Source organism: Cellulomonas sp. Leaf334, from assembly GCF_001424195.1.
Lineage (GTDB): Bacteria > Actinomycetota > Actinomycetes > Actinomycetales > Cellulomonadaceae > Cellulomonas.
In genome coordinates, this window is record NZ_LMOO01000001.1 from 548,118 (window position 1) to 565,044 (window position 16,927).

General features: G+C 75.6%; 13 protein-coding genes. 11 read left to right on the forward strand and 2 right to left on the reverse strand.

The genetic code is table 11. The features are described 5' to 3' along the window. Positions 1–123 precede the first annotated feature (123 nt). Genes ASF78_RS02530 through ASF78_RS02565 form a run of 8 tightly spaced genes read left to right on the forward strand, consistent with a single transcriptional unit; the run spans position 124 to position 8,790 of the window. Positions 124–2,568 carry a hypothetical protein gene (locus ASF78_RS02530; RefSeq protein ID WP_156374007.1) on the forward strand — a complete coding sequence of 815 codons (2,445 nt, stop codon included), beginning with the start codon at positions 124–126 and terminating at the stop codon, positions 2,566–2,568. Between the two features lie 13 nt (positions 2,569–2,581). Then, the gene (locus ASF78_RS02535; RefSeq protein ID WP_056587988.1) at positions 2,582–3,016 is read left to right on the forward strand and encodes a phage tail protein; all 435 of its coding nucleotides are present in this window, start codon (positions 2,582–2,584) and stop codon (positions 3,014–3,016) included. Beyond that, positions 3,013–3,693 carry a LysM peptidoglycan-binding domain-containing protein gene (locus ASF78_RS02540; RefSeq protein WP_056584548.1) on the forward strand — a complete coding sequence of 227 codons (681 nt, stop codon included), beginning with the start codon at positions 3,013–3,015 and terminating at the stop codon, positions 3,691–3,693. The genes ASF78_RS02535 and ASF78_RS02540 overlap by 4 nt, the downstream gene beginning before the upstream one ends. Then, a complete protein-coding gene (locus ASF78_RS02545) occupies positions 3,690–5,408 on the forward strand; it encodes a VgrG-related protein (RefSeq protein ID WP_056584551.1) in 1,719 nt (572 codons plus the stop codon). The genes ASF78_RS02540 and ASF78_RS02545 overlap by 4 nt, the downstream gene beginning before the upstream one ends. Before the next feature lie 19 nt (positions 5,409–5,427). After that, positions 5,428–5,820 carry a PAAR domain-containing protein gene (locus tag ASF78_RS02550; RefSeq protein WP_056584554.1) on the forward strand — a complete coding sequence of 131 codons (393 nt, stop codon included), beginning with the start codon at positions 5,428–5,430 and terminating at the stop codon, positions 5,818–5,820. A 29-nt stretch (positions 5,821–5,849) separates the two neighbouring features. Beyond that, positions 5,850–6,269, forward strand: a complete 420-nt coding sequence (locus ASF78_RS02555) for a GPW/gp25 family protein (protein WP_056584557.1) — start codon at positions 5,850–5,852, stop codon at positions 6,267–6,269. Further along, on the forward strand, positions 6,266–8,233 hold the full coding sequence (locus ASF78_RS02560) for a putative baseplate assembly protein (protein WP_056584560.1): 1,968 nt from the start codon (positions 6,266–6,268) through the stop codon (positions 8,231–8,233). Before ASF78_RS02555 ends, ASF78_RS02560 begins: the two co-directional genes overlap by 4 nt. Before the next feature lie 8 nt (positions 8,234–8,241). Then, positions 8,242–8,790, forward strand: a complete 549-nt coding sequence (locus tag ASF78_RS02565; RefSeq protein ID WP_056584563.1) for a phage tail protein — start codon at positions 8,242–8,244, stop codon at positions 8,788–8,790. On the opposite strand, the gene ASF78_RS02570 is transcribed toward ASF78_RS02565, so the two are convergent. Beyond that, positions 8,744–11,629 (reverse strand): BTAD domain-containing putative transcriptional regulator, encoded by a 2,886-nt coding sequence (locus tag ASF78_RS02570; protein ID WP_156374009.1) that lies wholly within the window; start codon positions 11,627–11,629, stop codon positions 8,744–8,746. The two genes, ASF78_RS02565 and ASF78_RS02570, sit on opposite strands and share 47 nt — an antisense overlap. Before the next feature lie 237 nt (positions 11,630–11,866). Between ASF78_RS02570 and ASF78_RS02575 the strand changes: the two genes are divergently transcribed. The 3 genes from ASF78_RS02575 (at position 11,867) to ASF78_RS02585 (ending at position 15,662) form a co-directional block, all read left to right on the forward strand. Then, complete coding sequence (locus tag ASF78_RS02575) at positions 11,867–12,652, forward strand: hypothetical protein (RefSeq protein ID WP_056584569.1); 786 nt, start codon at positions 11,867–11,869, stop codon at positions 12,650–12,652. A gap of 299 nt (positions 12,653–12,951) precedes the next feature. Then, entirely contained in the window at positions 12,952–14,532 is a 1,581-nt protein-coding gene (locus tag ASF78_RS02580; RefSeq protein ID WP_156374010.1) for a hypothetical protein, read from the forward strand. 41 nt (positions 14,533–14,573) lie between these two features. Next, complete coding sequence (locus tag ASF78_RS02585) at positions 14,574–15,662, forward strand: glutamate--cysteine ligase (RefSeq protein ID WP_235518360.1); 1,089 nt, start codon at positions 14,574–14,576, stop codon at positions 15,660–15,662. Here the strand turns inward: ASF78_RS02585 and ASF78_RS02590 are convergent. After that, positions 15,659–16,888 (reverse strand): NAD(P)/FAD-dependent oxidoreductase, encoded by a 1,230-nt coding sequence (locus ASF78_RS02590; protein WP_056584575.1) that lies wholly within the window; start codon positions 16,886–16,888, stop codon positions 15,659–15,661. The genes ASF78_RS02585 and ASF78_RS02590 overlap by 4 nt on opposite strands. Positions 16,889–16,927 lie beyond the last annotated feature (39 nt).

Genomic DNA, 16,927 nt, shown 5'->3' on the forward strand with positions numbered 1-16,927 from the left:
CGCGTACCTGGCAGCCGTCCTGCACTGGCCCCTCGACACGCTCCTCGACCTGGAGCACCCCGACCGGGCCCACTTCCTGGCGTACGCGCACCGGATCGTCGACGAAGCGGAGGAGGAGGAGCAGTGAGGCGTTGGCCGTTCGCCGCGCGGGCAGCCGCCCCCGCCGCCACCCCCGCGCCGCCGGCACCGCCGCAGCGTCGCTGGGATGCGATGCCACCCCTGGTCCCGCGGGCGCTGACGCTGCAGCCCGTCGCGCGCAGTGCGGACTTCAGCCGAGGGCTGGGGACCCGGCAGGACTCCCCCGTGGTGCTGCGGGCGCCCGAGCACGCCCTGGCCCGGCACCCGGGTGGGCACGTGGACGGGCTCGTGTCGCACGTCGCCGTGCCCGCAGTCGCAGCTCCGCACCCCACCGCCGTCCCGCGGCGCGGGTTCGTGGGGCGCCGTCGACGGGCCGGCGCCGCGCCGGAACCGGTGGTCGCTCGGTCCACGGACGACGGGTCGCCCACGTTCGACGCGGTCGCGTCGCCGCCCGTCCTGCCCGTCGTGGCGCGGTCGGCGACGCCGGCCGGGCCAGGTCCCTCGTCCGCTGCGCCGACGTCGGTTCCTGCACCGCCCGCCACGCGGCCGGCCGCGGCACGCTCGGTCACGGCACGCTCGTCGGCGCCACCGACATCGGTTCGGCACCCGTCGGCACCCGGCTCGTCGGCGCCGGTCGCGCGCTCGACACCTCCCCTCGCGTCCGTCCCGGTCCGTCGTACGTCCCGACCCTCCCCCACGGCTCCCCTCACGAGCCCCCACCCGGACGCGGGCGTCGCCCGGACAGTCAGCGCGTCGCCGACCGCGACGACTCCCGCCGCCCTCCAACGTGCCGCTGCCGGTAGCGGCACGGACGCACCTTCCGCGACGACCGCGGACCCCGGCCCGGACGTCGCCCGGACACCCTCGCCGGCGTCCGTCGCGCGCTCTCCCGCAATGCCGTCGACCGCACCCGCTCCACGGGTCGCCGCCGCGGGCGACGCGGTCCTGCGCACGCCGACCGCGCCCCGATCCCCCGGCCGTCCGGTCCGTGCGGGTCTGCAGCCCCCGGTCCCCCGCGTCGTCGACCCCGGGTCGGCCACGGCACCCGGGTCGTCCACGGCACCCGCCTCGCCCACGCCCCGCGACGCTCCAGCGCCGGTGGCGCGGTCCGTCGCGGACCCCGTCGCCCCGGCGCCGATCGCCGCCCGGTCCACGACCGCGGCGTCCCCACCCGCCGCGGCGAGCGGCGACGGGTCGGCGGTCCCGTCGGTCGCGCGGCCCACACCGTCGGCACCGACCGGTCCCGCTCTCCCGCCCGCCCATGCGGGCCAGGTCGCCCGGGCGACGTCGCCGGCAGCGGCGGACCCGGCAGGCTCCTCGCCCGTCCGGCGGGTCGTGCCGGGGTCGACGAGCTCGCCGGCCCCGGTCCGGCGTTCGTTCGACTCGCTCGCCCCGCGCCCGGTTCGCGCGGCGGTGCCGACGTCTGCACCGGTCGCACGATCGGCTGCACCGGACGCGCACCCGACCGGACCGGCACCCGACGTCGCACGGACGACCGCCCCGTCCGGGCGCACCGCCACGACCGCGCCCCGCGTCGTACACCCGGCCCCCGACGAGCCCGGCGGAGTCGCCCGCACGGCGGCACGCCCCGCGTCGGACGAGTCCGGCGAAGTCGCCCGCTCCCTCGCACGGCCCCCGTCCGACGACACCGCCGCTGTCGCACGCTCCGTCGTCCCACCCCTCGGCGCCCCGGCGGCGCCCGTGTCACGCACGACCCGCTCGCTGTCGGTCGCCCCGCCGAGCCGGACCCCCGAGGTCCCGACGCACCACGCAGCGACCTCCGCGACGGTCACGCGCGCGTCCGGACCCGACGTCGCTCGGTCCGCGACGGAGCTGCCCGTCACGTCGGCGGAACCACCCGTGGCGACCGCCCACCGGCTCGCCGCACCCGCCGCACGGCCGGGACCGGCATCGTCCGACACGCGTCCGGGTCCGAGCACACCTGTCGCGCGCGCTCTCCCGGTCGCGCCGCCGCAGCCGGAGACCGTCCGTCGCGCACCCGTCCGCACCGCCGGTCGGGTGCCCCTCGGGCTCGGCTGGCCGCCCGCCGCCGCGCAGACGCCCGGTGCGCCCGCGGGCTCGGCGGCCGCGGCAGTCGCCGCACGGGTCGCCACGGACGGTCCGGGGCACACCCTCGCCCGCGCACCCCTGCCCGTGCCGCCCGCGGACAGCCCGGCCGACCCGTTCGACGCGGGCGCGGTCGCGGTCGCCGCCGGGATCGCGCGCCGGGTCGACCCGACCGAGGTCCGGTTCGCAGCGCCGGGCGGACGGGCCCCGGACCTGTCGGTCGCGCGGGCCGGGACTGCCGTGGACGAACGGGCGCCCGAGCCGCAGCAGCAACCCGCCGAGGTCGTCGCCGCGGGGCCGGCCGCCGCACCGGCGCAGGACCTGGGTGCACTGGCGGACGAGCTCTGGGAACGCCTGGAGCTGCGGCTGCGCACCGACCTGATGCTCGAGCGCGAGCGTCGCGGCACCTGGCCGGACGCATGAGGAGGTGACCGCGATGCCCAACGACACCAACCCCGTGAACACCATGCGGTTCGACGTGACCATCGACGGTCACGACATCGGCTCGTTCACGGCGATCGACGGTCTGAGCGCCCAGTACGAGGTCAAGACGTACGCGGAGGGCGGTGAGAACGGCTTCGTGCACCGCCTGCCTGGCCGCCTGTCGTACGGCACGATCAAGCTGACGCGGCCCGTGGAGATGCGCACGCGCGCGCTGGGCGAGTGGTTCCGCGAGGTCGCCAAGGGGCAGGCGACCAAGGCGCACACCGCCGCGATCATGGCGATGAACGACAACCGCGTCACGGTCATCACGTGGGAGTTCGACGGCGTGTGGCCCGTCAGCTACAAGGGTCCGAGCTTCGCGGCCGAGGGCGGCAAGGTGGCGACCGAGGTGTTCGAGTTCGCCCACGACGGTTGGAAGGAGTCGTGACCGGCGCGGAGCGGGCGCTGGCGGTCCTGGCCGAGAAGGACGACACCAGCAAGAAGCTCGTCTTCCACTTCAACCCGACGACGATCAGCTTCACGCGCGCCGTCCAGTACAACCGCAGCCCGACCCAGGCCAACGACCCGCCCGTGCAGTTCACGGGCGCGGGGCCGACGTCGATGACGTTGCAGGTGTTCCTCGACAAGGTCGGCAAGGGCAGCACGACGGGGATCCAGCCGGAGATCGACCAGCTGGTGTCGTGGACGACGGTCGCCGACGTGACGCAGCCGGGCAGCGGTCCGCCCAAGCTGATCTTCACGTGGGGGGTCCTGTCGATCAACAAGGAGACGACGCTCGTCGGGTACCTGGAGAACCTCAAGGTCACCTGCGAGATGTTCGACCGCAACGGCCTGCCGTTGCGCGCCACGATCGACCTCACGCTGAAGTCGGCCGCCGAGGAGCCCAAGGGCACCAACCCCACGTCGGGCTCGGAGTCGTCGCGCCGGCGGCACGTGCTGCGGCGCGAGGAGAGCCTGCACTCGGTGGCGCACTCCACGTTCGGCGACGCGGGGGCGTGGCGGGCGATCGCGGAGCTGAACGGCATCGACGACCCGACCCGGCTGCGGCCCGGCCGTGAGCTGCTGCTGCCCGACGTGTCCGAGCTCGCGGCGGGTGTGCGATGAGCCCGGTCGCCACGAGTGTCGGTGCCCGGCCCGTGGTCAAGGTCGGAGCCGCGGAGCTGTCCGAGCGGATCGCGTCGGCCCTGCGCACGACCGTCGTGGACACCGACGCCGACGGCCCGGACTCGTGCCGGCTGGTCATCGACGACCCGACGCGCGAGCTGCTCGCGGACAGCGACCTGGACCTGGCCGCGGAGCTGACGATCACGGCCGGGCGCGTCGGGGAGAACTCGGGCGACCTGCTGTTCGACGGGGTCGTCTACGCGATCGGCTTCGACTACGACGACCGCGGCGGCTACACCACGGTCACGGCGTACGACCGCTCCTACGGGCTGTACAACGGGCTGCACACGACGAGCTTCCAGAACATGACCGACGGCGACATCGCCCAGCAGATCGCGCGGGACGTGGGGCTGACCGCGGGCGACGTCGCGACGACCACCGTGCTGCACGAGCACGTCTCGCAGGTGAACGAGACGCACATCGAGTTCCTCGAGCGGCGCGGCCGGGAGGTCGGGTGCGTCGTCGTCGTGTCCGGCTCGACACTGCACTTCCGTCCTCCGACGCCGGCGAGCAACGCTCCCGCGCCCGGCGCCTACGACTCGGCCGACCGGCTGCAGCTGGTTCCGGGCAAGAACCTGCAGCGCCTGACGGTGCGCGTGACGGCCGCTCAGCAGGTCTCCCAGGTGGAGGTCCGCGGCTGGGACACGTCCACGAAGCAGGCTCTCGTCGCGACCACGGACGCCCGCACGGGGACGGCGAGCCTGCGCGACACGCCCGCGTCGGTCGCGGGGCTGTTCGGCAACCCGCGCGGGGTCACGGTCGACCTGCCCCTGGGCCAGCAGGCGGAGTGCGACGCCGTCGCGGCCGCGCGCGCCGAGCACCTGGGCAGCACCAACGTCTTCGCCGAGGGGGTCGCGGACGGCGACCCGCACCTGGTCGCGGGTGCCGCGGTGAGCCTCGGTCAGACGGGCGGCCGGTTCGACGGCAAGGTGACGCTGACCCGGGCCAAGCACGTGTGGGACGACCGCAGCTACCGCACGTACTTCACCGCGAGCGGCTCGCACGACCGCTCGGTGCTGGGTCTCGTCCGTGGCGCCGGCCCGCAGCGCACCGGCCCCGGCGGCCTGGTCGTCGCGCTCGTGACCAACGCGACGGACCCGGAGAAGCGCTGCCGCGTCAAGGTGACGTTCCCCTGGCTGGACGAGGACTACGAGACGGACTGGGTCCGGGTCCTTCAGCTCGGCGCGGGCGCGGACCGCGGGCTGCAGCTCCTGCCCGAGGTGGACGACGAGGTGCTCGTCGGCTTCGAGCACGGCGACAGCCGCCGCCCGTACGTGCTGGGCGGCCTCTACAACGGCGTCGACGCCCCGCCGAAGGACGACGCCGTCGGGTCGGACGGTGCCGTCGCCACCCGGGTGTGGCGCAGCCGTAGCGGCCACGAGCTGCTCATGTCCGACAAGGACGGCGAGGAGACCCTCGAGCTGCGCACGGGCGACGACAAGGCGAGCGTCGTCCTGGCCACGTCGGACGGCTCGATCACCATCACCACCGAGGGCGACGTGAAGGTGGACGCCCAGGGCAACGCCGAGGTGACCACGCAGGGCGACCTCAAGGTCGAGGCGCAGGGCTCCGCGACGATCAAGGGCTCGTCCGGGCTGACGCTCGAGAGCAGCAGCACGGTCACGATCAAGGGTTCGACCATCAAGCTCAACTAGGTTCGAGGAGGGTGCAGCTGTGGGTTCTCCTGCAGTCGTCATGGGCGACAAGGTGATGGGCATGTGCGCCGGGCACCTGGTCCCGTCGCCCGTGGGTGCCCCCATGCCCGCACCCGCACCCCTGCCGGTCTCCGCGCCGCTGACCCTCGGGCTGTCGACGACGGTCCTCATCGGCGGCAAGCCCGCCGCGGTGAAGGACAGCAGCGGGTACAACATGCCGCCGCACGTGGGGCTGCACCCGAGCGACCCGAAGCTCGTCCCGACCACGCAGGAGGCCAAGGTCGTCGTCGGCAGCAGCACGGTGCAGTTCGACGGGAAGGCCGCCGCGTACACGGGGTGCACCGTGACGGCCTGCATCGCGCCGACGGCCGCGGTCGTCGGCACCGGGGCGACGGTCCTGATCGGCTCATGAGAACGCCCAGAAACGCTGCAGGAGGACCGATGAGCGACGCCAACAGCTTCGTCGGGGCCGGCTGGCACTGGCCCCTGACCACGGACCAGACCGGTGCGGTCGCGCTGGTGCGCGGCACCACCGAGCTCGAGCAGGCCATGTACCTGGTCCTGGCGACCAACCCTGGCGAACGTCCGATGCGACCGGAGTTCGGTGCGCGGCTGCGCCAGTTCGTGTTCGCGTCGGGCGACGCCACGACCGCGGGCCTCATCGCCGCGGAGGTGCAGAGCGCGCTGGCCCGCTGGGAGCCACGCGTGACGGTCGAGCAGGTCGACATCACCACGGACGCCGACGACCCGTCGACGCTCTGGATCGACATCGGCTACACCGTGCGGTCCACCAACGACCGCCGCAACCTCGTCTTCCCGTTCTACGTGATCCCCGCCGACCGGTCCGAGGTGCGCGCATGACGCTGCCCACGCCCCGCCTGGACGACCGGACGTTCCAGGAGCTCGTCGACGAGGCCAAGCGGAACCTGCAGCTGCGGTGCCCGGAGTGGACCAACCACAACGTCTCCGACCCGGGCATCACGCTCATCGAGACCTTCGCCTGGATGACGGACATCCTGCTGTACCGCGTGAACCGGGTCCCCGACCGGCTGTACGTGAAGTTCCTCGAGCTCGTCGGCGTCCGGCTGTTCCCGCCGCACGCCGCCCGGACGGAGATCTCGTTCCGGCTGTCGTCGCACCACGACGACGTCGTCCACATCCCCGCCGGGACGACGGTCTCCACCCGCCGGTCCATCTCGCAGGAGTCGCTCGGGTTCACCACGCTGCATGGGCTCGACATCCCCCCGTCGGCGTCGCGCACCGTTCTGACGATCTCCGCCGACGGGGACTCCGCCGACCGCACCGGCGCGCTCGGGCTCGGCGACGGGTTCGCCGCGTTCAGCGCGACCCCGGTCGTCGACGACGCGCTGTACCTCGGGCTGGACCAGCCTGCCCGGTCGTCGCTGCTGCTCGTGCAGGCGGTCTGCTCGCTGGGCGGCTACGGCATCGACCCCCGGCGACCGCCCCTGGTGTGGGAGGCGTGGACCCCGTCGGGGTGGGAGCCGTGCGAGGTCGAGCGGGACGACACCCTCGGCCTGAACGTCTCCGGGGCGATCGAGCTGCACGTGCCCGACGGCCACGACGAGTCGGTCGTCGCGGGCGTCGAGGCGGCCTGGATCCGCTGCCGCGTGGTGAAGGCCGCCCGCCAGTACCGCTCGTCCCCGCTCCTGGTGTCCGTCACGGCCGCGACCATCGGCGGCGACGTCGAGGCCACCAACGCCGAGCAGGTCCGCGACGAGGCGCTCGGCACGTCCGACGGCACCGCGGGCCAGGTGCTGCACCTGGCGTACCCCCCGGTCGTCCTGGACCGCGAGGACCCCCTGGTGCTGGAGGTCGGGGTCCCACCGGAGGACGGCACCGGGCCCCCGACGTGGGAGGAGTGGACGGCCGTCGACGACTTCGGGGCCAGCTCGCCGACGGACCGGCACGTCACCGTCGACCCGACGACCGGCGAGATCCGGTTCGGGCCGTCCGTGCGCCTGGAGGACGGCAGCGAGCGGCGGTTCGGTGCGATCCCCGCACGGGGTGCCGCGCTGCGGGTGCGCGGGTACCGCACCGGCGGAGGCGCCCGGGGGAACGTCGCCGCGCGCACGGTCTCGGTGCTGAGGTCGTCGATCCCGTACGTCGCCGCCGTCTACAACCGACGCGCCGCAGCCGGTGGGGTCGACGGGGAGAGCGTCGACAACGCCCGGACGCGCGGCCCGCTGGAGCTGCGAGGTCGTGGTCGCGCCGTGACGGTGGAGGACTACGTCGCGGTCGTGCACGAGGCCGCCCCCGAGCTGGCCCGCGTGCACTGCGTGCCCGTCACCGACGGTCCGGACGCCGGCGCGGTGCGCATCCTCGCGATCCCCGGCGCCCCCGGGCAGGACGGACGCATCTCCCTGCGCGACCTCCAGCTCCCCGACGGTGCCCGCGAGCGCGTCCTGGCCGCGCTGGACGCGACGCGCGTGGTCGGGGTGCGCCTGAGCGTCGAACCTCCCAGCTACGTCGGGATCCGGGTCGACGCGCGGGTGCGAGCCCGCCCCGAGGCCGATCCGGCCCAGGTGGAGCGGGACGCCCTCGCGGCCCTCTACCGCTACTTCCACCCGTTGGCCGGAGGGCCCGACGGCACGGGGTGGCCGCTGGGGCGCCCGGTGCAGCCGGGCGAGGTGCACGGGGTCCTCGGGCGGGTGCCCGGGCTCGACTACGTCGAGGACGTCGTCCTGTTCCGCGCCAACCCGTTGGACCGGTCGATCTCGGCGCCGCAGGACCGCGTCGACCTCGGGGACACGCACGTGGTGCTGAGCGTCGAGCACAGCATCGTGGTCCAGGGCGGTGCGGCGTGAGGGGTGGTGTGAGTGCTGCGGGTGGCCTTGTACCTCCCGCGACGTCGCTCGTCGAGGGTCTGCCGGAGGCGTTCCTCGGCAGCGACTTCACGGCCGGGCTGGTCGCCGCGTTCGACGACGTCATCGGGTCCGTGGGCGCCACGCTGGACGACCTCGACGCCTACCTCGACCCCCGGTACGCGCCGGACGACTTCGTCCGCTGGGTGGCGTCCTGGCTCTCCCCCGCGATCGCCGCGCGCCGGGACGCCGAGCACCTGCGCGCCCATCTCGGGGACCTGCGGCGGGCACTGGTCGGCCGGGGGACGCTCGACGGGGTGACCGCGGCCGTCCGTGCGTGCACCGGTCTGGACCCGGACGTGCGCGACTCCGGCGGCGTGTCGTGGAGCAAGCGTCCCCAGGGGTCGTTCCCGGGCCGGTCGGCGCCGCTGCTCGAGGTCGACGTGCGGATCTCCGCCGACGAGCCCGACCCCGACGCCGTGCTGGACCTCGTACGGTTCGTCGTGGACGACCTCAGGCCCGCGCACGTACCGGCGACCGTCCGGCGGGCACCGGCGTGACGGGTACGGGGACGTCGAGCTCGGCGAGGACCTGCGCGTACTCCCGGCGGGCGGTGGCCGCCGCGGCCGGCTGACCGTCCGCGGTGAGCGCGTCGATCAGGCGCCGCCACGAGCCGTCCTGGTAGCGGTCGAGGGCGAGCGCGTGTCGGGTCACCTGGATCGCGGCGGGCCTGTCGCCGGCGCTCGTGTACAGGTCCGCCAGCAACTGGCACGCGTGCACCACCGCGCCGCGCACCTCGTCCCGCTCGCCGGTGACCCACTCGGCAGGACCGTCGTCGGGCAGGAGGTCCGCCGTGAGCTCCCGCACCCCCGCCGCGAGGCTGCGCCGGCCGCTCTCGACGTCGCCGCGTTCGAGCGCTGACCGTCCCGCGGCGAGGTGCCGCTCGACGCGGCGCACGTCGTGCCGGTCGGCCGCGGCGAGGTGCAGCGCGTAGCCGCCGCCGGTCCGCCGCAGCACGGACGTGGCCGGGGTGGCCGTCGCCGGGTCGAGCAGCCCACGCAGCGCGCTGATCGCGACCTGGAGGTTGTGCTGCGCGCGCTCCGGGTCCCGGCCCTCCCAGAACCACTCCACGAGCCGCTCACGGTGCACGGGCAGCGGGGCGTGCAGGGCGAGGGCCCGCAGCAGCGCCTGGTGCTGGGGGCGCAGGGCGTCGAGCGGGACCGGCACACCGTCGCGGAGCACCGTGAACCCGCCGATGCAGCGGACCTCGAGCGCGACCGGCGTCCCGGCCGCCGTGCTCGCGAGGGTCGTGCGCAGCCCGCGCAGGACGAGCGTGGCCCAGGTGGTCGCGCCGCAGGTGCGGGCCAGTCGCGTCGCGCGTACCCGGCCCTGCGCGGTTCCCGCGGCCAGCAGCGCGACGGTGTGCGGGAGCGGCCCGACGCCGGCGGCGGCCCGCTCGACGTCGGCGGTCGCACCCTCGTCACGCCTGCCCGCACGCGCATCCTCGACGGCGGCCATCGTCGTGCACCACGTGGCGAGCGCCGGCGCGCCGAGCTCTGTGAGCTCGACGGCGAGGGCGGTGTGCTCGTCAGCGGTCAGCATCCCGCCCGGCAGCCCCGCGAGCGCCCCGAACAGCCCGAGCAGCGCTGCACCCCACCGGTCGCCGATCGCGGCGCACCGGTCCCGCAGGTGGCTCAGGGCCTCCCGGGCGGTCTCGGGGCGGCACGCCAGGTCGAGCCCGTCGGCGAGCCGCTCCAGGGCGGGCGCACCGAGCATCTTCGCGGCGACCGCGGCGCGCTCGCGGCTCTCGGGCGCCTCCGGACGGAACGAGAGGGACAGGCTGGCAGCCTCACCGAGCAGCGCGACCGCCTCGAGCGCCGACGGCAGGGTCGGCAGCTCGGAGACCGCGGAGAACTCCCGGGCGGCCGCCACCAGGTCCCCCGAGGTCAGCTGGGCGACGGCGCGCGCGAGGCGACGCGCTGCGTCCACCGGCCGCGGCTCCGCGAGCTGGCGACGGGGTGCGACGAACGCGTCCCGGGTCAGCGCCACCCAGTCGGAGACGGCCCCCAGCGGTGGGTTCAGCCAGCTCTGCACCATCCGCAGCTCGTGCGCGGCGAGCGCCCGACCGGTGGCCGTCTCCACCCGGCTGCCCGCGAGCCGGTACGCCTCGAGCGCCTGCTCCAGCGCACCGTCGACGACGAGCCGACGCGCGAGCGCGAGGGCGACCCACGGGTCGGTGTCCCGGATGGACGCGGGCAGCTCGTCGATCCACGAGCCGGGCCGCTCCGCGAGCTCGCCCCCGCCGATGGCGAGCACCCGTTGTGCGGCGTCCCAGTCGTGCGCGCGGCACGACGAGCGCAGCGCCGCGTCGAAGTCCCCCTCGCGCAGCGCCAGCTGCGCACCGCGCTGGTGCAGCTCCCGGGCCCGCGCCCCGCCGTCGCGACCGACGAGCACGTCGAGCAGGTGCGCCCGCATGACCTCGTGGCAGCAGTACACGGTGGACTCCGCGTCGGCCACGGCGTTGAGCAGCCCGAGGCGGTGGGCCTGCTCGAGCAGTGCGGCGGCGTCCGTGCTGCCGAGCAGCTCGTCGCACCGGGCCGCGGTGAGCGTGGCCAGCACGGCGGTCCGGACGAGGAAGTCGCGCAGGGGCACCGGCACCTGGTCGAGCACGTGCCGCGCCAGGTAGTCGCTCGACAGCTGACCACCCCCGACGCCCAGGAGTCGCGCGCGGCTCGACGGCGGCCGCCCGTGCGTGGCCAGGTGGAACAGCTCGAGCCCGGCCGCCCAGCCACCGGTCCGGTGCGCGAGGTCCGCGACCTCCTCGGCCCGCAACCGGGTGCCGTGGCAGGTGCGGAACAGCTCCTCGACCTCCCACGTCCGGAACCGCAGGTCCTCGCCGCCGAGCACGGTGGCCGTCCCCGCGAGGTGCCGGGTGAGGGCTGTCGACGTCACGGTCCGTGAGCCCAGGGCGACGCGCAGGTGCACCGGCTGGTGCAGGAGGAGACGTTCCACGACGCCGGCGGCCGGCGTCCCGTCGATCGACTGCAGCTCGTCCAGGACGAGCAGCGCGGGGCCGTCGAGCACCTGCTCGAGCGTCGCGAGGGCGTCCTCCGTGGACTCCCATGGCGCCCGCTCGGCGACGGACGGCACCAGGTCGGCGCACGCGAGCTGGAGGTGCGCGAGGACCGCGGCGGCACTGCCGAGGGCCCCGTCGAGGGTCAGCCAGGCGACCGGGGCGGTCTCCCGGGCTGCGACGTGCGAGAGGAAGGTCGTCTTGCCGCACCCGGCCGCCGCCACGACGCTGACCAGCGGCTGCGCCGAGGGGCCGAGCACCGGGTCCAGGAGCCGGTCCCGCGGGAGCCCGCGCGGCGCCGGGCGCCGGGTGCGCGAGCGCAGCACGGTCGGGTGCCTCTCAGCACCCGACACAGACATATGGCTCGACGTCGTCACTCTGCCCCCGCAAGACCGTCGCGTACGCTGACCCTAGCCGTCGGGCGATTCATCCGAAAGGGTGTAAATCCGACGTCGGAGCACGGGGGGTGAGGTCGTACGGACACGGAACCTGGGGGCGGGTCCGCGGACGCGCCCGACCCTGCGCTCGACGACGAGCTGGCGGACCTGCTCGCGCCCGCCGACGTGCCGTTCCAGGCGGGCCCGACGACGCCCATCCAGGAGCCCCGCGCACCGCGCGAGCGCACCCCGGAGGCCTCGGTCGAGGAGCGCGCAGCCGCCCCGCGCGAGCGGGCGCCCGAGCCCTCCGTCGAGGAGAGTGCCCGCGCCCCGCACGGGCCCGCCCTGGAGCCTGCGGTGGACGTGCGCGCCGTCGGGCGCCGTCCGGGCGACGCCCGGATCTCCCCGACGAGCGGCCGCCCTCCCGCGCGATCAGGCCCCGACAGCACCCGGCCGGCCGCTGCTCCCACCGTCGAGCCGGTCGTGGTGGGCCGGCGCTTCCAGCCCGTCCCCGGCGGCGCGCTCCCCCGGCCCCACCCGACCGACCCCCTGATGGCGGCGCTGCTCGCCACCCCGGCAGCACCCGTGTTCGCCGTGACCGAGGGGACGGTCCGGCGCGCACCCGCGCAGGTCGCGGCCGGCGCCGTGGAGCTGCGCGCCCCGGACGGCAGCGCGCTGGTGCTGCTGGGCGGGCCGAGCGTGGCGTGGGTGGTGGACGACGAGGAGTCCGTCGCGGCGGGCACGGTCCTCGGGATCGTCGCCGGCTCCCCCGGAGACCCACCCGGGGAGCCTCTCCTGGTCCTCGCGGTCGACGCGACGGGTAGGCAGGTGGATGCGGTCGCGCTGCTGGTCGGCCTGCCCGACCCCGGTGAGCTCGACCTGCTGGGCACCGACTCCGCCGTCGGGGTCGACCCGTACCGGCTCGACCTGGAGCTCGCGGCCACCCTGCAGGGCGTCGGAGTGGTCCCGTGATCGTCTGCGCGCGGTGCCACCACGAGAACCCCGACGGCACGCTCCTGTGCGAGACGTGCCGGACGTACCTGGGCTGGTCGTCACCTGCTCCCGCGGCATCCCCTGCCCCCGCGCTGACCCCCGAGGACGCCGAGCCGACCGCTCCGGAACCGGACGACCGGCCGGCGCCTCCGGTGCCGACCTCGGCACCCGCGCCCGACCGCCCGGTCGCCTCGCCCCCCACCGTGCCCGACCGAGCGGTCGCTTCCCCACCGACAGCACCGACAGCACCGACAGCACCGTCGGTACCGTCGGTACCCGTGCCGCCCGTGCCGCCCGTGCCCGACCGTCCGGTGGCCCCCGCACCCGTCGGTCGGCAGCCGCTGACGCCCACCCCGCCGCTGTCCGCGGCGCCAGGAGGACCCGCCGCGGTCGCGCCCGGCGGCCCCCGACCGCCAGCACCGATCACCGTCCGAACCGCGGGCGGGCCCGGTGCGCGCACACCGGTGACTCCCGTCGCGGTCCCTGCGGCACCGTCGGGTCGCGCCGCGCCCCCCGTCGTCCCTCCGCCCGTCCCGCCGCCTGCACCCGCGCGGGCCGCGCCGGAGACCTCCCCCACGCCGACCGCGCCACCCGCGCAGGCCACCACCGGCACCGGCACCGGCTCCGCAGCCACGCCGACCGCGCCGAGCGCGCCACCCGGCGACCCGGCCACGCCGCCGGTCCGCCGACCGCCGACCTCCGTGCGACCGGTCCCGGTCGTCCTCACCCCGAACGAGACGGGCGGCCGACCGGCGGAGCGCGCACCGGCGCGAGAGGCTCCGGAACGCACGATCGGGGTGCGTGTCGCCGCAGGTGAGGCGAGGATCGCCCCGCGAGCGCCGACGGACCCGGAGCACCCTGCCGGCACCCCGACCCCGCCGAATGCGTTCGACGCGGTGCTGCCCACGGACGCGGGCGCCTACGCGGGGACGCCGGACGACCGCCCGTCCGCACCCGACCAGCCCCCACCTGCCGACGCCTGGCAGACGTTCGAGGACGCGACCCGGTGCCCGTCGTGCGGCCGCGCGATCGCGGTCTCCCGCCGGTTCTGCCGGTGCGGCGCGACGCTGGTCCGGGCGACTCCACCGGACGTGGACCCGGAGCCGCCGCGCGAGCCCTGGTACCGGCGCTGGCTCGGCGGGTTCCGTCGGGGCCGGGGGTTCTGGCGCCGGATGCGGGCCGCGAACAACGGGGTCCGCGTGCGCTACGACCAGGCCCGGTCCGCGCAGGTGCACCTCGCCGAGGTCACGGCGCTGCTCGCCGCGCTCGGTCTCACGGCGGTCTTCGTCCTGCCGAGCACCGCGCAGATCGAGAAGCAGGTGGTCGAGCAGGTGGTCGCGCTCGACCCGCGGGGGTACAGCGCGATCGAGGGCGTCACCGCCACGACGGACCCGGCGACCCCACCAGAGCCCGGTTTCGACCCGGCGTTCGCGGTCGACGGGACGACCGGCCGCGCGTGGGCCGGCGTCTGGACCCCGCCGACGGACGCCGGCCCGGCGTGCCGACGTCCGGGCGGCACGGACGCGCTGGTCCTGACCCTGCCGGAGCCGGCCGACGTGGACCGGATCGCGTTCAGCGCCGGCATGCCGGAGTCCAGCCCGGACCGCGCGACGCAGGACCTGCCGCACCAGGTCGACGTGAGCTGGGGCGACGGCGCGGACCAGTGCCAGACGTTCGCCCTCACGGACGCGCCGGACCTGCAGCCGTTCGACATCGACGCCACAGACGTCACGGAGGTCCGCGTCGTCGTCGTGAGCGTCCACGAGACCCCGGACCCGCCCGAGGTCCGGCACGTCGCGTTCAACGAGGTGCTGCTGCTGCAGCGCGGAGCGCCCGGGCTGTCGGTCCCGGTGCCCTGAGTCGCCGCGCGCGGTCCCGCGCGCGCCCGCACACTGTTCCCGTGCGAACCCTGGGTGTCGAGGAAGAGTTCCTGCTGGTCACGCCGGAGGGGCGGCCCCAGCCGGTGGCGACGACGGTGCTGCGGCACGCGTCCACCACCGGACGGGCCGCCGGAGACGAGCCCGGCGGGAACCTCGAGAAGGAGTTCAAGCAGGAGCAGATCGAGACGTCCACGCCGCCCCGCGCGGACCTCGGGGAGCTCGTGGCGGAGATCCGCGCCGGGCGGATCCGGACCGATGAGGTCGCGCGCCAGGCGGGCGCCCGGATCGCCGCGCTGGCCACGGCTCCGCAGGTCGTCGAGTCCAGCGTCCTGCCCGACCGGCGCGCGCACACCATCCGGGCCGAGTTCGGTGCGACCGCACGGGACCAGCTGACGTGCGGCTGCCACGTCCACGTGTCGATCGAGGACGAGGAGGAGGGCGTGCGGATCCTCGACCACCTCCGGCCGTGGAACGCGGTCCTGCTCGCGCTGTCCGGCAACAGCCCGTCGTGGCAGGGCACCGCCACGGGGTACGCGTCGTACCGCTCGCAGGTGTGGGGCCGCTGGCCGACCGCGGGTCCGACGGCCCCGTTCGGGGATGCCGCGGGCTACCACGCCGTCATCGACGAGCTGCTCGGCACGGGGGCGATCCTCGACGAGGGGATGGTCTACTTCGACGCTCGCCTCTCGTCGCGGTACCCGACGGTCGAGGTGCGCGTCGCGGACGTCTGCCTCGACGCGGAGGACGCCGCGCTGCAGGCCGCGCTGGTGCGCGGCCTGGCCGAGTCGGCCGTGGGAGACCCCGTGTCGCAGCCGCGTACGGAGCTGCTGCGCGCCGCGACCTGGCGTGCGGCACGGTCGGGTCTGACCGGCGACCTGGTCAGCCCGTTGACCGGCAAGCCGCTGCCCGCCGCCGAGGTGGTCGCCCAGCTCGTCGAGCACGTCCGGCCCGCCCTGGCCGAGGCGGGCGACCTGGAGTGGGTCGAGCGTCAGGTCGCGACGGTGCTGCGGCGCGGCAACGGCGCCATCCAGCAGCTGGGCTGGCGCGCGGAGGGGGCCGACGACGACGAGGTGGTCCGCCGCGCGGTGGACCGGACGCTGGCCCCTTAGAGCAGGTCCGGCAGCGGCACCTCGGGGTCGGCCAGCCGGTCGTGGTCGACCACGGCACCTGAGCGGATCAGTGCCTGCACGTCGTCGACGACGTCCCACACGTTGACGTTCATCGCGGCCAGCACACGCCCCTCGCGCCGCCAGAACGCGATGAGCTCCCGGCCCTGCAGGTCGCCGCGGACGACGACCTCGTCGTACCCGTGGACGCCCACGTGACCGACGTACTCCATGCCGAGGTCGAACTGGTCGGTGAAGAAGTACGGCAGCTTGTCGTACGGCTCGTCGGCGCCCACGACCGTCGCCGCCGCGGTCGCCGGCTGGTTCAGGGCGTTCGCCCAGTGCTCGACCCGGACGTGGGTCCCCAGGAGCGGGTGGTGCGCACGGGCGATGTCACCGACCGCGAGCACGTGCGGGTTCGACGAGCGCAGGTGCGCGTCGACGACGACGCCGTTCTCGACGTGCAGCCCGGCGGCCTTCGCGAGGTCGACGCGGGGCGCCGCCCCGATCCCGACGACGACCAGGTCCGCGTCGACGAGCGTCCCGTCGGCAAGCTCGACCGCACCCACGCGCGTCCCGTCGCCCGCGGCCACGATCTCGGAGATCTCGGTCCGCGTGCGCAGGTCCACCCCGTTCTCCCTGTGCAGGTCCGCGAACATCGCGGCGAGCTCCGGGCCGAGCACGCCGAGCAGCGGCAGGGGGTCGCGCACCAGCACGCTCACCTCGCAGCCGGCAGCGCGGGCGGCGGCGGTGACCTCGAGCCCGATCCAGCCGCCCCCGACGACGACCACGCGCCTGCCCGCCGTGAGCAGGGTGCGCAGGCGGTCGCTGTCGTCGAGGGTGCGCAGCTGGACGACGCCGTCGAGACCCGCTCCGGGGACGTCGAGCCGGCGCGGCTCGGAGCCGGTCGCGAGCACGAGGTGGTCCCAGCCCGTCCGGGTCCCGGAGCCGTCGACGACGTCCCGCGCGCCCAGGTCGATCGACCGGGCGGTCGTCCCGAGCCGCAGGTCGACGTCGTGAGCGGAGTACCAGTCGGCCGGGTGCACGAACGCGTCGTCGCGTTCGTCGCTGCCCTGCAGGTAGCCCTTCGACAGCGGTGGCCGTTCGTACGGCCGCTCGGTCTCGGTGCCGAGCAGGACGATCCGTCCGTCGTACCCCCGCTCCCGCAGACTCTCGACGGTCTTCGCCCCCGCCAGCCCGGCACCCACGACCACGACCTGACCGCTCACGTCACTCCCCTGCCCTCGTCGGACCGCCGACGGCAAGCG